The 18,404-nt window shown below is 45.3% G+C and carries 25 protein-coding genes; 10 read left to right on the forward strand and 15 right to left on the reverse strand.

Going from position 1 to position 18,404, the window contains the following annotated elements:
- Positions 1-317: 317 nt before the first annotated feature.
- The 5 genes from rlmKL (at position 318) to rmf (ending at position 6,638) form a co-directional block, all read left to right on the forward strand.
- Positions 318-2,441, forward strand: a complete 2,124-nt coding sequence (gene rlmKL / locus EWA64_RS00825; protein WP_061895345.1) for a bifunctional 23S rRNA (guanine(2069)-N(7))-methyltransferase RlmK/23S rRNA (guanine(2445)-N(2))-methyltransferase RlmL — start codon at positions 318-320, stop codon at positions 2,439-2,441.
- Positions 2,441-2,695, forward strand: a complete 255-nt coding sequence (locus EWA64_RS00830; RefSeq protein WP_081946530.1) for a glutaredoxin family protein — start codon at positions 2,441-2,443, stop codon at positions 2,693-2,695. The genes rlmKL and EWA64_RS00830 overlap by 1 nt, the downstream gene beginning before the upstream one ends.
- A complete protein-coding gene (locus EWA64_RS00835; protein WP_061895346.1) occupies positions 2,673-4,592 on the forward strand; it encodes an ABC transporter ATP-binding protein in 1,920 nt (639 codons plus the stop codon). Before EWA64_RS00830 ends, EWA64_RS00835 begins: the two co-directional genes overlap by 23 nt.
- A gap of 6 nt (positions 4,593-4,598) precedes the next feature.
- The gene (locus EWA64_RS00840; RefSeq protein ID WP_061895347.1) at positions 4,599-6,299 is read left to right on the forward strand and encodes a DUF3466 family protein; all 1,701 of its coding nucleotides are present in this window, start codon (positions 4,599-4,601) and stop codon (positions 6,297-6,299) included.
- Between the two features lie 165 nt (positions 6,300-6,464).
- A complete protein-coding gene (gene rmf, locus EWA64_RS00845) occupies positions 6,465-6,638 on the forward strand; it encodes a ribosome modulation factor (RefSeq protein WP_061896343.1) in 174 nt (57 codons plus the stop codon).
- A gap of 148 nt (positions 6,639-6,786) precedes the next feature.
- Here the strand turns inward: rmf and fabA are convergent, their stop codons facing one another.
- Entirely contained in the window at positions 6,787-7,305 is a 519-nt protein-coding gene (gene fabA, locus EWA64_RS00850; protein ID WP_039426390.1) for a bifunctional 3-hydroxydecanoyl-ACP dehydratase/trans-2-decenoyl-ACP isomerase, read from the reverse strand.
- 71 nt (positions 7,306-7,376) lie between these two features.
- Complete coding sequence (locus tag EWA64_RS00855; protein WP_061895348.1) at positions 7,377-9,017, reverse strand: S16 family serine protease; 1,641 nt, start codon at positions 9,015-9,017, stop codon at positions 7,377-7,379.
- Positions 9,018-9,204: 187 nt separating this feature from the next.
- Here EWA64_RS00855 and matP point away from each other — a divergent pair, with 187 nt between their 5' ends.
- The 5 genes from matP (at position 9,205) to EWA64_RS00880 (ending at position 12,482) form a co-directional block, all read left to right on the forward strand.
- The gene (matP, locus tag EWA64_RS00860) at positions 9,205-9,654 is read left to right on the forward strand and encodes a macrodomain Ter protein MatP (protein ID WP_039426395.1); all 450 of its coding nucleotides are present in this window, start codon (positions 9,205-9,207) and stop codon (positions 9,652-9,654) included.
- Between the two features lie 15 nt (positions 9,655-9,669).
- A complete protein-coding gene (locus tag EWA64_RS00865; protein WP_061895349.1) occupies positions 9,670-9,981 on the forward strand; it encodes a DUF3634 family protein in 312 nt (103 codons plus the stop codon).
- Positions 9,982-10,094: 113 nt separating this feature from the next.
- Positions 10,095-10,418, forward strand: a complete 324-nt coding sequence (locus EWA64_RS00870) for a hypothetical protein (protein ID WP_061895350.1) — start codon at positions 10,095-10,097, stop codon at positions 10,416-10,418.
- A 125-nt stretch (positions 10,419-10,543) separates the two neighbouring features.
- Positions 10,544-11,761 (forward strand): HDOD domain-containing protein, encoded by a 1,218-nt coding sequence (locus tag EWA64_RS00875; protein ID WP_061895351.1) that lies wholly within the window; start codon positions 10,544-10,546, stop codon positions 11,759-11,761.
- A gap of 301 nt (positions 11,762-12,062) precedes the next feature.
- Positions 12,063-12,482: a DUF3653 domain-containing protein gene (locus EWA64_RS00880; protein ID WP_061895352.1), complete on the forward strand. Its 420-nt coding sequence runs from the start codon at positions 12,063-12,065 to the stop codon at positions 12,480-12,482.
- 25 nt (positions 12,483-12,507) lie between these two features.
- Here the strand turns inward: EWA64_RS00880 and EWA64_RS00885 are convergent, their stop codons facing one another.
- The 13 genes from EWA64_RS00885 to EWA64_RS00945 form a co-directional block, all read right to left on the reverse strand.
- Entirely contained in the window at positions 12,508-12,633 is a 126-nt protein-coding gene (locus EWA64_RS00885; protein WP_264299474.1) for a hypothetical protein, read from the reverse strand.
- 135 nt (positions 12,634-12,768) lie between these two features.
- Complete coding sequence (locus EWA64_RS00890) at positions 12,769-13,173, reverse strand: hypothetical protein (protein WP_061895353.1); 405 nt, start codon at positions 13,171-13,173, stop codon at positions 12,769-12,771.
- The gene (locus EWA64_RS00895) at positions 13,170-13,553 is read right to left on the reverse strand and encodes a hypothetical protein (RefSeq protein ID WP_045572275.1); all 384 of its coding nucleotides are present in this window, start codon (positions 13,551-13,553) and stop codon (positions 13,170-13,172) included. Before EWA64_RS00895 ends, EWA64_RS00890 begins: the two co-directional genes overlap by 4 nt.
- Positions 13,534-13,917 carry a structural protein gene (locus EWA64_RS00900; protein ID WP_061895354.1) on the reverse strand — a complete coding sequence of 128 codons (384 nt, stop codon included), beginning with the start codon at positions 13,915-13,917 and terminating at the stop codon, positions 13,534-13,536. The genes EWA64_RS00895 and EWA64_RS00900 overlap by 20 nt, the downstream gene beginning before the upstream one ends.
- Positions 13,918-13,981: 64 nt before the next feature.
- A complete protein-coding gene (locus tag EWA64_RS00905) occupies positions 13,982-15,067 on the reverse strand; it encodes a hypothetical protein (protein ID WP_061895355.1) in 1,086 nt (361 codons plus the stop codon).
- 4 nt (positions 15,068-15,071) lie between these two features.
- Positions 15,072-15,827, reverse strand: coding sequence for a hypothetical protein (locus EWA64_RS00910; RefSeq protein ID WP_061895356.1), 756 nt, complete (start codon positions 15,825-15,827; stop codon positions 15,072-15,074).
- On the reverse strand, positions 15,824-16,312 hold the full coding sequence (locus EWA64_RS00915) for a hypothetical protein (RefSeq protein WP_061895357.1): 489 nt from the start codon (positions 16,310-16,312) through the stop codon (positions 15,824-15,826). The genes EWA64_RS00910 and EWA64_RS00915 overlap by 4 nt, the downstream gene beginning before the upstream one ends.
- Positions 16,313-16,314: 2 nt before the next feature.
- Entirely contained in the window at positions 16,315-16,683 is a 369-nt protein-coding gene (locus EWA64_RS00920; protein ID WP_061895358.1) for a hypothetical protein, read from the reverse strand.
- Positions 16,680-16,874 carry a hypothetical protein gene (locus tag EWA64_RS00925; protein WP_061895359.1) on the reverse strand — a complete coding sequence of 65 codons (195 nt, stop codon included), beginning with the start codon at positions 16,872-16,874 and terminating at the stop codon, positions 16,680-16,682. Before EWA64_RS00925 ends, EWA64_RS00920 begins: the two co-directional genes overlap by 4 nt.
- Positions 16,871-17,005: a hypothetical protein gene (locus EWA64_RS00930; RefSeq protein ID WP_280512701.1), complete on the reverse strand. Its 135-nt coding sequence runs from the start codon at positions 17,003-17,005 to the stop codon at positions 16,871-16,873. The genes EWA64_RS00925 and EWA64_RS00930 overlap by 4 nt, the downstream gene beginning before the upstream one ends.
- Positions 17,005-17,295, reverse strand: a complete 291-nt coding sequence (locus tag EWA64_RS00935) for a hypothetical protein (protein ID WP_061895360.1) — start codon at positions 17,293-17,295, stop codon at positions 17,005-17,007. The genes EWA64_RS00930 and EWA64_RS00935 overlap by 1 nt, the downstream gene beginning before the upstream one ends.
- A gap of 9 nt (positions 17,296-17,304) precedes the next feature.
- A complete protein-coding gene (locus tag EWA64_RS00940) occupies positions 17,305-18,135 on the reverse strand; it encodes a major capsid protein P2 (RefSeq protein WP_045572267.1) in 831 nt (276 codons plus the stop codon).
- 9 nt (positions 18,136-18,144) lie between these two features.
- Positions 18,145-18,273, reverse strand: coding sequence for a hypothetical protein (locus EWA64_RS00945; RefSeq protein WP_045572266.1), 129 nt, complete (start codon positions 18,271-18,273; stop codon positions 18,145-18,147).
- Positions 18,274-18,404: the final 131 nt, after the last annotated feature.

Consider the following 18,404-nt stretch of genomic DNA (forward strand, 5'->3'; position numbering starts at 1 on the left):
TTAGGACGATGGCGGACAAATAACCGCCAATTGTTCCCTGTTTTGCCCGATCGGTAAGTAAGTTACACGTCAGATTTTGGTCTGGTGTATACCAAATTTAATGTAAATAAGTATTCACTTTGCTTGTGGGCCAATTAATCTGGATAAGAGATGGAGTTGACAGTGACCTGAGCCATAACATTTGAAAGGGAATGACCGCTTAGAAGTTGAGCAGTTGTTTGTCACCTGAGTTAGTGGAGGAGAAAACCTTTGAAATACGAGGCATTGAAAAGAATATCAGGTATAATCAGCACCATTTTTAATTGCTAAAGAACGCTATGAACCAATATCTTGCTGTTACCTCAAATGGGTTAGAAAACCTTCTTGCTGAAGAACTGACGAATCTAGGGATCACAGACGCCAAACCCGTACAGGCAGGGGTGAAATTTTCTGCTTCAAATGAGCAGATTTATCGTTGCTGTTTGTGGAGCCGTCTTGCTTCTCGTTTCGTAAGAATCCTTTCTGAGTTTACCTGTCAGGATGATATGGATCTTTATCTGGCAACCGTCGCGATTAACTGGGTAAATCAGTTCCATAGCACGAAAAAGTTCATTGTCGATTTCAACGGAACCAACCGTGAAATAAGAAATAGCCAGTACGGTGCGATGAAAGTGAAAGACGGTGTGGTGGACTGTTTTGAAAAGAAAGGATTGCCTCGCCCGAACATTAGCAAAGAAAGACCAGACGTGCGTTTGCACGTGAGGCTACACAAAGACAAAGCAATTTTGGGCATTGACATGGTCGGTAGCGGATTACATCAACGCGGCTACCGTCCGGCTTCGGGAAAAGCGCCACTGCGTGAAACGCTGGCTGCCGCAATCATCCTTCGCTCTGGCTGGAACCCAACTCAACCACTCCTCGACCCAATGTGTGGTTCAGGGACTCTCCTGATAGAAGCGGCAATGATGGCTGCGAACATGGCTCCAGGTGTGAAGCGTGAGAAGTGGGTGTTTGAGTGCTTAGAAGATTTTGAACCTGAAGTGTGGGCACAGATAAAATCAGAAGCGAGTGTCACCGCTCGACGTGGTGTCAAAAAAGTTGACGCAAAGTTTTATGGCTTTGATAACGATGAAAAAGTCCTTGGCATTGCACGTGAAAACGCGCGACGTGCAGGTGTGGCTGAGCTGATTGAATTTAAATTGGGTGATGCGGCAACGCTGTCACGTCCGCAAGGTTTCGACCATGGCGTTATTGTATCTAACCCCCCATACGGTGAGCGTTTGGGTACAGAACCAGGCTTAATTGCACTTTACACCGCGTTTGGTGGACAGCTTAAGTCTGAGTTTGGAGGTTGTACTGCCTCCATCTTCTCGAGTTCAGATGAGCTATTAAGCTGTCTGCGTATGCGTGCTGATAAGCAGTTTAAATTGAACAACGGTGCGTTACCTTGTCACCAAAAGAACTACACCATAGCGCAAAGAAGCGCCGAACAGATTGAAGGGGCTGATACACCTCTTTCCATTGCCCCTGATTTTGCCAACCGACTGAAGAAAAATATCGGCAAAGTGGGCAAGTGGGCAAAGAAAGAACAACTGGATTGCTATCGCATCTATGACGCTGATCTTCCTGAATACAATGTGGCGATTGATATTTATCTCGATCATATTGTGATTCAAGAGTATGCGGCCCCTAAAGACGTTCCAGAGGAAAAAGCGAAACGTCGCCTAACGGATATTATTCGTGCCACCATACAGGTGACGGGCATTGAAGCGAACAAAGTCGTGCTTAAGGTGCGTGAAAAGCAAAAAGGACGCAATCAATACCAGAAAATGGCTCAAGTCGCACAGACGATGGAAGTCAACGAATATGGCGTTAAACTCATTGTTAATCTTTACGATTACCTCGATACGGGCTTGTTTCTTGATCACAAGATCACTCGTCGTCGTCTTGGTGAAATGGCACAAGGCAAGGATTTCTTGAATCTGTTTGCTTATACAGGTAGCGCGACGGTGCACGCGGCTAAAGGCGGTGCTCGTTCTACGACGACCGTCGATATGTCCAAAACCTATCTGCAATGGGCAAAAGACAACATGGCGTTAAATGGTTGTGTAGGCAATCAACATAAGTTTGAGCAAGCTGACTGTCTGCAGTGGCTAGAGAACGCGCAGGGGCAGTATGATCTTATTTTCATTGACCCACCGACATTCTCCAATTCGAAACGGATGGAAGCTTCTTTCGATGTACAACGTGATCACATCAAACTGATGAAAAACCTAAAGCGTCTGCTCAGACCGGGAGGAACGATTGTCTTCTCCAATAATAAGCGCCACTTCAAAATGGACTTGGAATCGCTTCTAGAGCTAGGTTTGAACGCTCAAAATATTTCTTCACAGACGTTACCACTCGATTTTGAACGCAACAAACAGATCCATAACTGCTGGTTGGTTACGCATCAGAACTAATGGTGAATGCATTGGTGATACTCTACAGCACACAAGGCTGCCATCTCTGTGAGATGGCCCTTGAGCTCGCAAATCAAGCAGGAATAGGGGATAAACTCGAGATTATCGACATTGCTTTCGATGATGGGTTGTTTTCTCGTTACGGTGTCACCATTCCTGTATTGCATTACCAAGGGGCCGAAATCAATTGGCCTTTTGATCTCAAAGAATTAACTCAATGGTTGGAAGATAATGGCATTACTTACCATTCATAATGGTCAACTGGCATTTGGTGACCATCCTCTGCTCGATAAAGCGGATTTTGCCTTACAAGAAAATGAAAGAGTCTGTTTAGTTGGCCGTAATGGAGCAGGTAAATCGACCTTAATGAAGGTGCTTGCTGGTGAAATCCAAATGGACGATGGCAAATTTCAGATCACGCAAGATGTAGTGGTATCGCGTCTAGAGCAAGATCCGCCAAGAAATGAATCGGGAACAGTTTATGATTATGTTGCTGGTGGGTTGGCAGAAATCGGCCAGCAGTTAAAGATCTACCATGATCTTCTGGATCTTGTTGCGGTTGACCCAAGTGAGAAAAATATAAACCAGCTTGCCAGAGTGCAAGAACAACTGGATCACGCTAATGCGTGGCGTTTTGATGATCGAGTGAGCCACGTTTTGGCGGCCCTTCAGCTTAACGCAGAGACTAAGCTGACCGATTTGTCCGGTGGTTGGCAGCGTAAAGCGGCTCTGGCCAAAGCATTGGTTTGCGATCCAGATGTCTTGCTGCTGGATGAACCGACTAACCATTTAGATGTCACGACGATCGAATGGTTAGAAACGTTTTTAAAAGATTTCCGTGGTTCTATCATCTTTATCTCTCACGACCGTGCCTTTATCAAGGCGATGGCGACACGTATCGTCGATCTTGACCGTGGTAAGCTCGCCTCTTTCCCGGGTGACTACGATAACTACTTGGTAGAAAAAGAAGAGATGCTTCGGGTTGAAGAGATGCAGAATGCAGAATTCGACAAGAAACTCGCCCAAGAAGAAGTTTGGATTCGTCAAGGCATTAAGGCACGCAGAACCCGTAACGAAGGACGTGTTCGCGCATTAAAAAAACTGCGTGAAGAGCGCCAAAATCGCGTGGAAGTGCAAGGTAAAGCGAAGATCCAGATTGATGATGCATCGCGTTCGGGCAAGATCGTCTTTGAGGCGAAAAATATCCATTTTGCCTTTGATGGTAAGACAATCGTTGATGATTTTAGCTTCAATATCATGCGTGGTGATCGCATCGCATTGATTGGTCCAAATGGGTGCGGCAAAAGTACAGTGCTGAAATTGTTGCTTGGCCAATTGTCGCCAGATGCCGGGCAGCTTCATTGTGGTACTAAACTTGAAGTTGCTTACTTTGACCAGTACCGTGAGATTTTAGATCCAGAAAAAACCGTGATCGACAATCTGGCCGATGGTAAACAGGAAGTGACGGTTGGTGGGCGTGATAGACATGCATTGAGTTATTTGCAAGATTTTCTCTTTTCGCCCAAGCGTGCCAGAACCCCAGTCAAAGCGCTCTCTGGTGGCGAGAAAAACCGGCTCTTGCTCGCGCGTATTTTTCTTAAACCTAACAACTTATTGATTCTTGACGAACCGACCAATGATTTAGATATTGAAACGTTGGAACTTTTGGAAGAATTACTTGCCAATTATCAGGGTACACTGCTTTTGGTTAGTCACGATCGACAATTTGTCGACAACACCGTAACCACAAGTTGGATCTTTGAAGGTGAAGGACGGATTGAAGAGTTTGTCGGCGGTTATCACGACGCGCAGCAACAACGTTCTCAGGCGATCTTGGCAAGGGAAATTGAGACAAAACAATCTCCTAAAGCGAAAGTGGTTGAGGATACTCCCAAAACAGCGCCAGTAAAGAACACCTCGAAGAAGTTATCGTATAAGCTCCAGAGAGAGTTGGAAGCGCTACCTGCGCGATTGGAACAGCTAGAGACCGACATTGAAGTTTTGCAAGAGCAGGTCAACTCTGCCGATTTCTTCTCGCAGCCTGTAGAGAAAACGCAACCAGTACTCGATAAGTTAACCGCTTTGGAGCAGGAATTAGAAATCGCTTTCGAGAGATGGGAAGAGCTCGAAGCAATGCAACAGGATAGTTAAAAACCAATGAATTGCAGTATGAAATTCAAAATGACGACCGTAGCACTGCTGGTGGGTAGTGCAATGCAGGCAAACGCCGCGCTATACAAAGTTGTGGAAGTTGACCCAGCCCAAAATGGCAGCACTTCTTCGTACAACGAAGCCTATGGTGTTGCCATTCAAGCTGGAAACGTCTATCAGGATAGCGGAAAAACGCTACCGTTTGATAAAGGCTGCTTTGACAATGCTGCCGCTTGTGGTGATGAGCAATTTAAACTGGCTTTGGAGACGAGAATATCTGTCGATGGGGTTAGCTATCGTGAAGAAGTGCCATTTGCCATGGATCCTGCCTTCAGTTACATCCAAGATTACGATGATTTCAGAACCTATTGTTTTCGCGAATTGCGTTACTCAACTTGCGATACTTGGGCTTCCGTTCACTGGGCTCCATGGTCAAAAGAGCTGAGTAAAGAGTATACATCGAACGCGCTGGCCTTTGTTGAAGGGGCTCCCAATGCTTACACTAATAAATACAATAACATTATCAATAGCTTGACTGAAGCTGGTTTGCCAGTAGGCAATCAGAGTGTGGTAAAAGCTGATCAAACGGCTTTAGAAACTCGCAATACTGTCGTTGCTCCTGTTATGCCAAATGGGGATTTCTATCAATCTCGAGCTTGGAAAACAGACGACTCTTACACTTCTGGCAGCGTTGCCACATCTGCAACGAATGACTATGGTCCTCACCACACTTCCAAAGCAGCGATTTGGGATCAAAATGGCAACGTTAGCCAAATTGTTTGGCCTCAAGGTGGGGATAGAGATGGAAATCGTCTCGCACAAGGTAGTATGAGAGATTTTGCTCTTTCAAGTGACGGTAAAACCATCTACGGGGTGGGTTACAACACCTTTTCTGATGACAACTATCTCAATGCCAGTGTCTTTGTCGGAACTATCGATGATAGCGCTTTTGATAAAACGACTTGGACAACGAAAGTGGTGAGTGGCGCTCAGATGAAAATTGGTAGCGACATTATTCATAGCAACTCTGTTGTGACCAACGTCAATGACAAATTTGTCGCTGTCGGTGAAGCCAAGCGTTCTGGTTCAAAACCCTCAGAAGGAGCGGCGGCTAATCGATTGTTTTTAATCGAAGATGTCACAGCAGACTCTATTTCGGCGACCTTTTTAACTTCGTTAGATAATCTATTCTTCTCGGGTGCTGGTGGCAAAATGGGCGGGATCAATAATTACAACGAGATTGTTGGTCAAGTCGATGCTGAAGACACCCGTGAAATTGATGGTAAAGAGCGGAGAAAGCGCGGTTTTATCTTTCCATATGATGGCTTTGGAGCGAATCAAGAGCGACGTGATATCTTTAACGGCAAAGCATGGTTTTTGGATGATCTCACCAATGGCAGTAATGCGCCGACGAGCAATAACCAATACAGAGTCGTAGATGCATCAGATATTAATGATGCGGGCGTGATTTCTGCTACTGCGATTAAGTGTGATGGTGGTTATGATTCTACATCACATAATGCCTACTGTGGTGGTGGCAGCAAAACTGAAACGATTGTAGCTGTCAAATTAGTTCCAATTGCAGGTGCGGCATCAGCAGACATCGAAGTGAGACCTGTTGATAAAGCAGCCGCTGAGCGTAAAGGTGCTGGACTTGGTTGGTTTTCTTTGACACTGTTAGCGTTTTTAGGTTTCCGCAGAAAATAGGCTAATTTTTAAACTAGGCACAGGTTCACATTTTTGACTCTGTGCCTTTTTTATACCTTGAGAAATGTTCGTAAGTGATCGATTCTTAATTGTGGAGTCACAAAAACTCCATCAAACTTTCATAGTAGTACGTTAGTTATAATGGACCGTATGAGGTAAAAAATTATGAAGAGACAAAAGCGTGATCGCCTAGATCGAGCACAATCCCAAGGCTACAAGGCTGGCTTAAACGGTAGGTCTCAGGAGGAGTGTCCTTATCAGCAGATGGATGCTCGCTCGTATTGGTTAGGTGGTTGGCGTGACGCCAGAAATGACAAGCACTCTGGTCTCTATAAATGATGTCCACATACAACTAGAAGGATTTACAAGAAAGGCTCACTTGTTAGTGAGCCTTTTCTTTTCCTAATTTTAATCATGACGCACTATAACTAAATTTTCTGATGGTAAAATAAGCGGCTCATATAGGGCCGCTATAAAATCAATGAAACTAAAATGCAGACGTATCTTGGAACAAGCCGACTTTCAAATCTTTTGCGACATAAATTTCTTTGCCATCAACAAGAACACGACCATCCGCTAAACCCATCACTAATTTGCGGTTTACGACACGCTTCATATGAATTTCGTAAGTGACTTTTTTTGCTGTTGGTAAGATTTGTCCGGTAAACTTAACTTCACCGACACCCAATGCACGGCCTTTACCTTGGCCTCCAACCCAACCAAGAAAGAAACCAACAAGTTGCCACATTGCATCTAAGCCTAAGCAACCTGGCATTACAGGGTCACCAGGAAAGTGGCAATCAAAGAACCATAAATCCGGTTTGATGTCCAACTCAGCTAAGATCAAACCTTTGCCAAAATCGCCCTCTGTCTCTGACATTTTGGTCACGCGATCCATCATAAGCATATTTGGTGCAGGGAGCTGCGGATAACCAGGACCAAAAAGTTCTCCTTGGCTAGATGCCAACAGATCTTCTCGGGTATATGATTCACGTTTGTTTTGCATTGTCTGTATACTCCAATTTTTGACCAAAGCATCTTAGTGAACGCGTGTACGCTAAACAACTCCGATGAGTACTAGACAAACCAGTTTTTAATACGTTCAACAAGGCCTTGAGCATGGTCATGTTTAGCGAAATTCTCAATGCGCTCAGCTATCATACTTAACACACTGTCTTCTTCGCCTCTAAATGGTTTTCCCATAATCAGCGGAATCACTTCATCAATAGAAGATACCGCCCAAATATGAAATTCTTCCGCTTTAATGCTCTCGACGACCTCTTTATGTAGCGCAAGATGTTTTAAGTTCGTTTCTGGAAGAATAACGCCTTGTTCACCTGTAAACCCTTGATGTTTACATACTTGGTAGAAGCCTTCAATTTTTTCATTCAATCCACCAACAGCTTGAACGCGACCAAACTGGTCTACCGCTCCTGTGACTGCGATTTGCTGGTCAATTGGCTGTTCGGACAGTGCGCTTACTAAACAACAGAGTTCAGCGAGAGAGGCACTGTCACCATCAACTTCACTATAAGACTGCTCAAATACAATCGAAGCGGAGTAGGGTAATGGTTCATCAAGTCGCAGTGCACTACTTAAAAACGCCTGCATGATCATCATGCCTTTCGCGTGTAGATTGCCTCCAAGTTCTGCTTTACGTTCGACATCCGAAACATCACCATCGCCAAAATGTATAACGCATGAAATTCGTGCTGGCTCGCCGTAAGAAACTGGGTGCCCTGTAACATCAATCACGGTTAATCCATTAATCTGCCCGATCTGTTCGCCCGTGGTTTCAATAATTACCTGTCCATCAAGAATATCATCAATAGCACGATGAGGAAGATAGGACTCTCTAAACTGCTTCTCTTCAATCGCTCGATCCATATTTTCCCCAGTTATGAGGTAGTTATCCGATTCAATGGCCGCAAGAGAAAGTATGTTGCGTAGCCAAAGTGGAGACAGGGGTAGGTAATGTTGATCTTCCGTCTCTCTCACACCGGCTGTAAGCAAACGCAAAAGTGCATCCTGATCAAAAGAGGGTAACTCATATCTATTGCATAACCACTTTAAATAGCCGATGTAAGGAGTAAGGTTGTCATCATCAAGATGAAAATCTTCCTCTAACTCAGTGTACATTGAAAGAACAGAAAGCAGGTCTTCATCAAGATAGTCCAGTTCTGCTAGTTGATTTCTGTCGCCAGTGATCACCATTTTGCTTTGATAAACAACAGGTTCAACTTGTTGGGAAGCCCATTCTGCTTTTAACGGTTTCGGTAACACTGGCTCACCAAGCATCGCTGCTTTAATTTTTGGCCAAAGCAGCGGATTTGCTAGAATCATATTGGCAGAGACAATCAGAATACCGTTTGCTACTTGTGAGAGTTGGCCCGGTAGCATCTCTATTTGTCCGTTTTTATCGAGTCGGTAAGTGTCAAATAATTGATCTGCCGCTAAAGATTCGGTCGACAGCACGTTATGATTAGTTACCGTTTCCAGTAGTGCTTCTTTGATAAGACCTCTGAATACAGAGTTGTCTCCGCAGTTGATGAGTAGGAAGCGGTGCATTACAGAAGACATCGTAAAGGATTCAAGTGCTGAAGCGGCTCTGGGTTGCAGCTCTAAGTAGTCTGTCTGTTCAATGTTGTGAAGCTCGGAAAGGGAATGGCGAAAATGGTCGAATTGAGGCGTTACGAGTTGCCAGTTAACTTGGTTCATCTACATTCTTTATCAACGGGAATTGCAGCGGAGTATATCAGAATCATGAAATTCTGCAGGTAAATTGCCACGAGCACGCCTAGATGAAAGAAAAAGGTTGATCTGACTCTACTTGGCATCTTCTCTAGCTTGAGAACTGACGTGGCTTGAGTTACGCTGTCACCATAAACGTGCTGGGATGGAAGAGATGAAATATCAACAGTTAGAGAATTTAGAATGTGGCTGGAAGTGGCAATATCTTGTCAATAAATGGAAGGATGGAGAAGCGATTACCCGTCACATCGATTCCAGTGAAGCGGATGCTGCAGTGGCTGAGCTTCGACGATTGGAGCATCAACCTACGCAAGTAATCGAGTGGATTGAACGTCATATGGCTCTCGATCTAGATAAAAAGCTTAAGCAAGCCATTCGCGCCAAACGTAAACGACATTTTAACGCAGAGCAGATTCACACAAAGAAAAAGTCGATAGATCTCGATTATCGCGTGTGGGAGAAGCTTTCATTTCGGGCAAATGAGTTGGGATGCACTTTATCTGATGCGATTGAATATTTGCTGAGTGAAGCTTCGCGTAGCGAAAAAGCCAGTGCTGCGGTTACCAGCTTAAAAGAAGATTTAAGTAAACTGCTATCAGACTAAACCAAGGAGGGCGTTATGCTTTATGTTATCGTGATTGCAGCGGTGTTGATCTTTTGGTTAGTCGCCATCGATAGACCTGTTTTGAAAATTAGCTTTAAGCAAGGTCATATCAATGCGGTTAAAGGAAATTTGCCACCATCATTTCGCCATAATTTGCAGGAGATTGGTGACAAGACTCCCTTTGATGGCGAGCTAAAAGTTTACAGCCAGCGTACAGGGATGAAGTTGGTTTTCAGCGAGCAAGTGCCAAAAAAAGTTCAGCAGCGCATTAGAAATGTCTTCCCACACCAAGGCTTTAAATCAAGCAAAGGGAAAAAGCACGCCTGAGAAACATCTCAGTTTCATCGTTATTTCGATTCACGCGAGAAGCGTAAACAATCATCTTCAAATCAAAAGGGTGACGCGCTAATCTCGGACTTTTTCTTCAAGAAGGAAAAGTAATGAGATACAGTGTCACTTTTTTGCTCGCAATTTGTTTCGCTTTTCCATCTTCTGCTGACGATTCTGCAAGGAATCCTGTTGCGGCAAAGATAAAAAAGCAGTTGCAAGCGAAAGTAAATAAACAGTTCAATTCCTATGAAGGCTACTGTGACTTGGTCATTTATCTAGAGCATACAGACAAGTATGCCATCGTGAAGCGAGTTTCTGGTATTGGCGATCAAAAGGTTTGCACGGCGGGTAAGACATATCTAAAGATCGGCTCTCGTTATCGTTATCGCCAGGCTGAAAGCATGCTTGTAATTCACCTAAGTACATTACGTTGAATGAATTACTATTTTTCTTGTAACTTTCAATCACAATATTCGGAACTAACGTCACATAAACATCCCAAGTTATGCGTTTATGTAATAAAATTAGGTATATCAAATATAGTTCAAGGAAGAGTGTTTTGCTTTTAGCGAATAGGCGATATACCAAAGAAGCGGTAGATATTGCAGAGCAGGTTGCGAATGAAGTTGAAGTACGCCACGCAAAATGGTTGGTGAGCATTAAGTATTTGCTCGATCAGTCTAATGTTGACAGCTTGCTCAGTTTACAAGGTCGCTACTGCGATGATGTCATCTTTTCTGAAAATGAGCGGATCACTCGTAATCAACGTATTTTGCTCGAGTGTGAGCAAGCTAGAGTTAAGGAAAAACGAGAAAGAGTACAGGATCGCCAAAATACCCTCAGAAAAGTTGTTGCGGATGTAAGTCGGCATACCGAACACCTCTTAGTAAAAAAACTACTTAGTAATCCAATAGATAAACTGTATAACGGAATTCCGCACTTTGATCATCTGGCGTCTTTCGCTTACTCCCCATCTTTGAGCTTTAGCAAATTAAGTACACTAACTACATTAAGCAATCAACTCAGCTCAAGTGTCGTTGATTTAGTCTCTAATCCAAAATTCTGCGAACGTATAGGGAAGGCAGCTAAAGGAGTTACCGATGCTAAAGTCGCAATCGGTCAAATAGGTATCGAAAATTGCAGATTACTGTTTCCGGTATTGATGGCCAGACCGATGCTCAAATGGTCTGATGCGAATACTAAGTTAATCGCACCCAAAATGTGGCAGCATATGATAGTCACCGCGAATGTCACTCGAATGCGTTTGTCTGACGCAGGTTTCAAAGAACCAGATGTTGGAATACTTCTTGGTGTATTGAGAACCGTTGGCCAGTTTTTAATTGCTAATCATTTTACTCACACGTTCGAAGATGCGTTAGTCGAAACGATGGTTAAGTATCGTGAACAAGACAAACGCGAAGAGTACTATGCCTGTGCAGAAGTGATGGCGAATATATCTTTTCTACCAAAAGTCATTCATGAACTTGAAGCTCAGTTGTCGCAACGCGTTTTGGATTCATTAGATTGGTCACCCAACTCAATGTTTGTTAAAACAGCTGTACAGGAAGATTTAGATAAGGTGCCAGTCGAAAATAGAAGTATCGCCGGCGCAGCTTTAGCGCAAGCTCGCGCGTATTCCATTTATGACGGTCTGAATCAGAGCAATGCCTTTGTGGAGAAGCACAAGCCGTATTGGTTTGCTCGTGTACAGATGCCTGGACCTGCACTAAAAGAAATCCAAGCCCGGGTTCCTGGGCGTATCATGTTGTCTAAATAGCTCACGTTTTATCACATTAAGGGGGCTTGAAGGTGGTAGAAGTTTCATTTTCGATGACTTGTGGAGCATTAGCACTAGGTATCAGTGACCCTGTCACTTTGTTATCGCAGTTCGTATTATGTGCAGGTTATGTAAAATACCTAATCTACTAATAATTATATTATTATTAGCGGATTAACGACCTATTAAGCACCTCGAAATTTTTCAATTTGTTATAAAATAGGTGCTTTGGGTTTGTTGTCGGGTATATCATCTAAAAATATGATTTTTGTCCATTTAAATAAAATGAGACAAAGATCACATGTGTAAAAAGGTAAGAGACGAGCTCTATAACTTCGACCTACATATAAACCACGTTTCCGACTTATTACTTTGGCATTTTGATAGTGACAAAGAGGTGGCGGAATATTTCGGCGTGTCTGTTCAAACGGTTCGCAACTGGAAAACCAAGCGCAACTGGCCGCTTTCTGTCGTCCGGCTGCTGTTGGTTATGCATCGTGGCTACCTGCCTACAACCAAGGCATGGCGGGACTTTAAGATAAAAGGGGATGTGATTTACACTCCCGGAGGTCGGGCGATATCGGCTTATGACTTGATGGAACTCGATATAAAGATGTCCCTCGGTCATAACGTCGTTCAGTTCAGGCGAAAAAAAACGAATTCTAGATCTGTTCGTTATTTGCGCAGATTTTCTAATAGGGCATTAATTAGGCCAAAATAAAGCCCCTTGCGGGGCTTTATACATATTATTTGCGACGCACTTTGCGTTTTGTTGTTGGTTTCTTAGCCTCAATAATGCGGCCACCTTTGCCAAATCGAAAACCTTTTTTCAACGTGCCGTTTGTTTTTAAAGCCTGTTTTTTAGTTGCCATCTTTCTTTCTCTCTTGTTCTAAAATAGTGATTCTTAAATTATGGGCGTTGGTCACTTTCGTCAGCGATATAGCAACCCATAAACTGATTAACGTGTCCGGGGTAATAGTCCAACCAGCCAATAAACTGAAATCCATCATTTCCCCCTACGGCTTGAGTAGTATTCGAGCAAGTAGCGAAGCATCGAGCGCATGCCAAGCGTATCGATCACTATGGCCCCGATTACCCACCAATACGGCTGCGGTATCTCTTTAAGGCTAGCAAAGCCTTGGTGGACATACTGCGCGTATCCAGGAATGAAACACATCACAATCGGAATGAAGAAGATGAAAAGAAACTCATCTTTCCAGCCTCGAGTTTTGATGCTGAGTTCATCTAGGCTAGTCGCTTGTGTGTCGCCAGCTTGTAGCCTTTCCAAGTTCTTATTGTGTCTTTGCTGCTCAAACTCATCTTTTCGTTTGAGCTCGTTTGCCTTGTTTTGTTTGTGCTGGCGGTAGGCTTCGATTCCGCCCGTTAGCAATGTAAAGATGCTTGTTATCATAAGATCGCCTCTGTGATGGGTTCGCCGATTAGGTGCCTGTATCGCGTTTTCATCGGTCGGCCAACTCCGCCGAACAGCTTGTAAAGTAGGGGCTGATAACCGCCGATTTTCCAATACACCGTTTCAGCCTCCGGGGTGAGCGTATAATCTGCGGTGATATGGTGCTCTTGAATAATCAACGGTTGCAGCTCTACAGGCACATGCCCATTCAGCGCGGCGGTGATGTCACTCAGTAATTCGCCCGTGGGTTCGGTAACGACATCGAGCGCACTATCTACGCTTTGCGATAGACGGCCACGGAACCAGCGCCACATGAGATAAAGCAGCACCAGCAAGAACGCAGTTAGAGCCAGTTGTTGATTAAACCGCTGCAATACCATCGCGAATTACCCTGTCACTATATGGCTGTACACCATTTTCATGCTTGATGATCACCTTAATCAGCGGCGCTAGATGCTGCTGGCCGATTGCGTCGTGACGCGAAATATTGAGTGCCTTTTCTGCATGGCGAACATAAGCATCTGTATTGTTTTCATGAGGTGGCGCCCAACGGTTGATAATACCTTCGAGGGTATTGAGGCCGTGTTTGGTGCGGTAGGTCTGAATGATCCGAGCAATGGCACGGATTCCATTTTCAGGCGTATCGAAGATGATAAAACGGCCATCATTACCCATGCGGCCACGCCAAGCGGTGCCGTTGTCCTCGATGTTGCCCGGGTTGCGATTTCTGATACCTCTCGGCATGTTAGAATCTCCTTTGGTAAGCAGGAGTAGCAAAGCAACTCCTGCGGTAAGTGCGAGTGTTAAATTAGGCTTCATAAAACCAAATTCCGACAGGATTTGCGCTATACGACACACTCAATACTGAATGATCATTTAACTCATCGAATAGAGCTTGAGAGTATTCAATCACAAGGTAATTTGAACCGTATTCGACAATCTGCGCAGTTTTGCCCGAACCGACTTCATAGCTTCGGTTGTGGTAAGTACTGATGTGGTGTTCTGGTGCAAAGGTGTAGGAAAAGTTTCGTGGAAACTTCCAGCGTAGACGGCACTGTGCGACGAGTTCGGTACAGTCTTTTTTGACTAACCGGAAATAGTCTTGATACTGCTGCATCGCTATCGGATTCGATAGCGTGACTGTAGTACCGTTTTTGGGGTTTGTCTCTTCCGAACTATGGAACGCTTCCGCACCGTAGACCATGAAAACAGAGTCATTCTTGACGTGAGCATACAAAGCGTATATCCCCTCGCCACCGTCCAATTGACAAGTCAACTCGGGAGTTTCTATCCATGTCGGATTAAGGTAATGCTCGCTCGACGCTTTTGTATATACATGTAAGTAAGTGTTCTTCTGAGGTGCAATTTTTACCTTGCCTGTATTTGGGTCAATAATCAGCAACGCTAGACCCACTGTAACCTCAGCGTTACTGGCTGTGCCAATAAGCATTCTTCCTTTGAGGGCGTTTAAGGCTTTCCCACCTTGCGGCGCGCTAAAAACGGTATAAGCCACACCATCACCATTGCTCACACATTTCAAAACGCCGTTGTTTTGGGGAATGCTCTCAATACGACTATAGGGCAATTTGTTGCTGATCTCATGAATACAGTAACCGGAGCTATCCGGAGTATTACTGATTTCATAACCCCAACCAAACCCGGCAGCAATAGCATTTCGACCATATTCCAGTGTTCGCGTTAAGTCGAAAGGTAGCGCTTCATTGGTGTTGATAAACGGCGGATTGGGCATCAAAGCCATGTTCAAGTTCATTTCGCCATTCGGTAGCAAGTTCATAGTTAGACTTGACTGTCCAAGACGAGACTCAATGAGATCGGCAAGATACTCAATTTTGTTTTGTGGGCTACCTGTAGGTAATAAGTCTTTCAATGACATAGTGTTAAATCTCCAAAATGGACACGCCGTCGGTTTCTAAGCCTGTAAACTCAACGGCGGCACGTGTCGCCAGCTCGATTTTCTCGCCGGGGGTAAGGGGATAAACCCCATTAATCAAAACATCTTGTGCGTTGGTTGCTTTGGCCTTGATATACAGCCGTTTTCGCTCACTATTCGCGGCTACGCTAAACGGTAGAAGCGAATCAAATACGCCAAGTTGATCGCTTTCCGTCACCTTCACAGCTTGATTGGCTGCAATGCGAACCACGGGCAAGGAGGTCACTTTGACGCTTTGCTCTGGTGCGAGTTCGACCGCCGGAATTTGTGACACTGCAACGCTTTGGTTAGCGGCAATCTCTACCGCTGGCAATTGATTCACAGTCACGCTTTGGTTTGCTGCAATCTCGACCGCTGGCAGTTGAGATACTTCAACAGGCGGTAAGCTCTCAATCGCGATCGATTGACCGGGCGCGACCTGAATCGCTGGCAGCTCAGAGACTAAAACCGTTTGGCCTTGGATATTTTGCGGCGGGGTATAATCGCCATAACCAAATTCGAGGGTGATTTCTTGGTCAATCGTAGAATGGATAAGCACACGACCAATCACGCTTTGAGATTTCACCACCGCATTTTTACGCAGCGTGACGCGGTCACCGTTTTCACTCTCTAAAGTGATTGGCTGCTCTGCTGCTTCAAGGTGCAGCCATTGACCCGAGATCAAAACGGGTAGGGGCTGATAGGCTTTAACACTGACAATCATTGTTTTTTCACCGCCATCATTGTGATTAGACCAAGCACAATCACGATCACCACCAACAGAAGTAGTTGCTGTTGTCGGTTATTACTTGCGCCGCCGTCTTGTTTAAACTTCGCTAAGTCCATAATCGCGTTCAGGTTGTCAGTGTTTTGTTTTGACTGACTGCCTGATAATCCCGCCAGCATTTGCAGATTTTCGCTGTTACTCGATGCGATGTTGTCGAGCGCTTTCCCCGCAAATTGCATCGAGTCTTTGTTTACTTGGCCTGCAAAGCCGATAGCACTATCAAAGATTTCCCCGGTCTGATTAATCAACTCACCGCCAAGAGCAAACGCTTTGTCTATTGCACCGTGGTCGGTAGCGGTGACATTGATTGTCGAATTGTTTACGCCACTGATTGCGGTACCGAGATTGTCGCCGCTTATCGCGTTCTGGCCGCTGACGTTGGTTGAATTCGTGGTGTTACTGGATTTCGATTTACCACCCATAATCACACTCTCATTTTCATTAAAGTTATTTCACCGTCTTGTTGCTCTTGGGTATTCAATCGCCGAACTAAACGAGCTAAAGCGGGGAAATAAGTCACCGCGCTGACACTGGATAAACCGGAGCGTCTGACAATCTGAGAAAGTTCTTTGATAGCGGGAATGACGCCGAACCCGGCGACACCCCAGAGAAAATAACTCTCTCCAACCACTTCACCCGCCACGGTGATGTCGTAGCCATCCCCCTGAATCTGGTACAAACTGACGCTACCAGCTTGCACACTTCGTTTCAGGTCAGCGAAATCGTCAGGACAGGCGCGAAACGCCGTTTCTAACCTTATCAGTGCCTCGGATTGGTTCGCCAAACGGATCATTTCTTTCTCAACATCAAAAAGGCGAGAACGATAACTACACCACCAATCAACCAAGGATTTACCCCGCTAGGGCTCCCCATACTGATGGCGCCCACGCTTTGGCCGCTATTGTTGGTACTGGTTGCAGTGGAAGGCCCTGCATGCCCTCCTGTAATAGGCATAGTTCCCGAGTTTGTGACGTTTGGGATCATTTCCCCCCCTTAGTTAACATGTAGAGAACCGCAGCGATGATGATGAGCGTAATAAGCTTGTCCGAACCACCGGACAGCTTAAAACCGACATAACCACCGCCGACAAACGCCGCCATGAGTAGATAGGGCATTAGCGTTTACCTTGCACGACGAGAAACACAACCAACATGAACGCGATGAATAGCGCCCCGAATACCTTAATGTTGTCCATAGAGGGCTGAATTAAAGCATTGGGCGTTTGCAAGGGCTGGCCGTCGGCGGTTTGCCCTTGCACTTCTGTTTTTCGCGCTTCATCCGGGTTGCTTTGCGGTTTCTTATCAAGCGACTGTTCAACCGCACCGTTGAGCCAATTCCCACTGGCGTCTGTCACCGCGTTTAGCAGTTCGCCGCCAGCATCAGAGAGTTTGTCTAACCAGCTCATACAACCCCCTTACTTGGTGGTTTGTGGGATTGCGACTTGCTCGATGGCTTCAACAATCACCGGCACACTACCCGGCGCGGTTTTCTCCACTTCAAACTGAAGGGAACGCGTTGCAAAGGTGCTGAGTTTTCCTTCCGCACCAAACCCGGTACGCACGAAATCAAGCGAGAACCAGCCCACGTTTTGCTCAAGCTCGGCATCGGCCAAATCAAAGGCGTTATCGACCTTGTTCACGTTCATTTCTTCACGGTCATCACGCAGCACACGAATGCGGGTAATCGAGTCGTCTTTGAAGTGAATGCGCTTGAGGTGCAGGTAAGGGGAACGCTCCGCCCAATCAAACGGGGTGCGACCTTCGGCACTGGCAAACCACGTCAGCGAATAGATACGCGGCATAAAGACGCGCTGTGATTGCGCCTCGGTGATGTGAGCACGAGCGCGAATACTTGGCGCAGCGACACCCGATTTTGCTTTGAGCTGGATGTAAACAAACCAGATCTCACCCGGTAGCGTCACCAGCTCACCTTGGCGAACGCCCATTTTGGTACGCATCAGCAGATCACAGAACGCAATCATGTAGCGTCCCGGTTCAACGTACTTCTTACGGTGTTCGCGCAAATCAATGATGTCTTGACCAGAGAGAGACACGATCTCTTTGCCGTTGTGAGTGATGCGTACACGTTCAATATCTGCCGGGTCGGTAATGTTCGTCACCAACTCAACATTTTGATAAGTCGGGCCGGAGACAAGGCGCAATGTCGCCTGATTTCCCCATGCAACACCTTCAACCGGATCCAGTTCTTTTGGACGAGGGTTAAACAAGGTTTCTAGTAATTCCATGTATCCCCCTTAGAACCAGCCTGAATTGCCGTTAAGCTGCTTTTTCAGCGGCTCAAGCGGTGCGACGTTGTTGATAATGGCGATAATCACCAACGCAACAACCACCGTAAACAGCATGGTTTTGTGTTCTTTCTTCATAGTTAGCCTTTCAATGTGTGGAACAAATAATCAAATTGCCCGGTTATCAAAAGCCAAAAAAAGCGGGGAGGGAATGGGATAAAACCTATAGGTTAAGCGCGTAACCTATAGGTTGAATTGTGAACAAAATC

It is taken from the genome of Vibrio cidicii (assembly GCF_009665415.1).
In the GTDB taxonomy this organism is placed as follows: domain Bacteria; phylum Pseudomonadota; class Gammaproteobacteria; order Enterobacterales; family Vibrionaceae; genus Vibrio; species Vibrio cidicii.

What these genes read in the sequence shown, in the direction of transcription:
- EWA64_RS00885 (WP_264299474.1), bottom strand. Translation starts at nt 12,633, where the DNA reads ATGGCAACTAAAAAACAGGCTTTAAAAACAAACGGCACGTTGAAAAAA.
- EWA64_RS00870 (WP_061895350.1), top strand. Translation starts at nt 10,095, where the DNA reads ATGAGATACAGTGTCACTTTTTTGCTCGCAATTTGTTTCGCTTTTCCA.
- EWA64_RS00865 (WP_061895349.1), top strand. Translation starts at nt 9,670, where the DNA reads ATGCTTTATGTTATCGTGATTGCAGCGGTGTTGATCTTTTGGTTAGTC.
- EWA64_RS00910 (WP_061895356.1), bottom strand. Translation starts at nt 15,827, where the DNA reads ATGATTGTCAGTGTTAAAGCCTATCAGCCCCTACCCGTTTTGATCTCG.
- EWA64_RS00835 (WP_061895346.1), top strand. Translation starts at nt 2,673, where the DNA reads ATGGCATTACTTACCATTCATAATGGTCAACTGGCATTTGGTGACCAT.
- EWA64_RS00890 (WP_061895353.1), bottom strand. Translation starts at nt 13,173, where the DNA reads ATGATAACAAGCATCTTTACATTGCTAACGGGCGGAATCGAAGCCTAC.
- EWA64_RS00895 (WP_045572275.1), bottom strand. Translation starts at nt 13,553, where the DNA reads ATGGTATTGCAGCGGTTTAATCAACAACTGGCTCTAACTGCGTTCTTG.
- EWA64_RS00920 (WP_061895358.1), bottom strand. Translation starts at nt 16,683, where the DNA reads ATGATCCGTTTGGCGAACCAATCCGAGGCACTGATAAGGTTAGAAACG.
- EWA64_RS00940 (WP_045572267.1), bottom strand. Translation starts at nt 18,135, where the DNA reads ATGGAATTACTAGAAACCTTGTTTAACCCTCGTCCAAAAGAACTGGAT.
- EWA64_RS00935 (WP_061895360.1), bottom strand. Translation starts at nt 17,295, where the DNA reads ATGAGCTGGTTAGACAAACTCTCTGATGCTGGCGGCGAACTGCTAAAC.
- EWA64_RS00900 (WP_061895354.1), bottom strand. Translation starts at nt 13,917, where the DNA reads ATGCCGAGAGGTATCAGAAATCGCAACCCGGGCAACATCGAGGACAAC.
- EWA64_RS00840 (WP_061895347.1), top strand. Translation starts at nt 4,599, where the DNA reads ATGAATTGCAGTATGAAATTCAAAATGACGACCGTAGCACTGCTGGTG.
- EWA64_RS00880 (WP_061895352.1), top strand. Translation starts at nt 12,063, where the DNA reads ATGTGTAAAAAGGTAAGAGACGAGCTCTATAACTTCGACCTACATATA.
- rlmKL (WP_061895345.1), top strand. Translation starts at nt 318, where the DNA reads ATGAACCAATATCTTGCTGTTACCTCAAATGGGTTAGAAAACCTTCTT.
- rmf (WP_061896343.1), top strand. Translation starts at nt 6,465, where the DNA reads ATGAAGAGACAAAAGCGTGATCGCCTAGATCGAGCACAATCCCAAGGC.
- EWA64_RS00855 (WP_061895348.1), bottom strand. Translation starts at nt 9,017, where the DNA reads ATGAACCAAGTTAACTGGCAACTCGTAACGCCTCAATTCGACCATTTT.
- matP (WP_039426395.1), top strand. Translation starts at nt 9,205, where the DNA reads ATGAAATATCAACAGTTAGAGAATTTAGAATGTGGCTGGAAGTGGCAA.
- EWA64_RS00945 (WP_045572266.1), bottom strand. Translation starts at nt 18,273, where the DNA reads ATGAAGAAAGAACACAAAACCATGCTGTTTACGGTGGTTGTTGCGTTG.
- fabA (WP_039426390.1), bottom strand. Translation starts at nt 7,305, where the DNA reads ATGCAAAACAAACGTGAATCATATACCCGAGAAGATCTGTTGGCATCT.
- EWA64_RS00830 (WP_081946530.1), top strand. Translation starts at nt 2,441, where the DNA reads ATGGTGAATGCATTGGTGATACTCTACAGCACACAAGGCTGCCATCTC.
- EWA64_RS00925 (WP_061895359.1), bottom strand. Translation starts at nt 16,874, where the DNA reads ATGATCCCAAACGTCACAAACTCGGGAACTATGCCTATTACAGGAGGG.
- EWA64_RS00930 (WP_280512701.1), bottom strand. Translation starts at nt 17,005, where the DNA reads ATGCCCTATCTACTCATGGCGGCGTTTGTCGGCGGTGGTTATGTCGGT.
- EWA64_RS00915 (WP_061895357.1), bottom strand. Translation starts at nt 16,312, where the DNA reads ATGGGTGGTAAATCGAAATCCAGTAACACCACGAATTCAACCAACGTC.
- EWA64_RS00905 (WP_061895355.1), bottom strand. Translation starts at nt 15,067, where the DNA reads ATGTCATTGAAAGACTTATTACCTACAGGTAGCCCACAAAACAAAATT.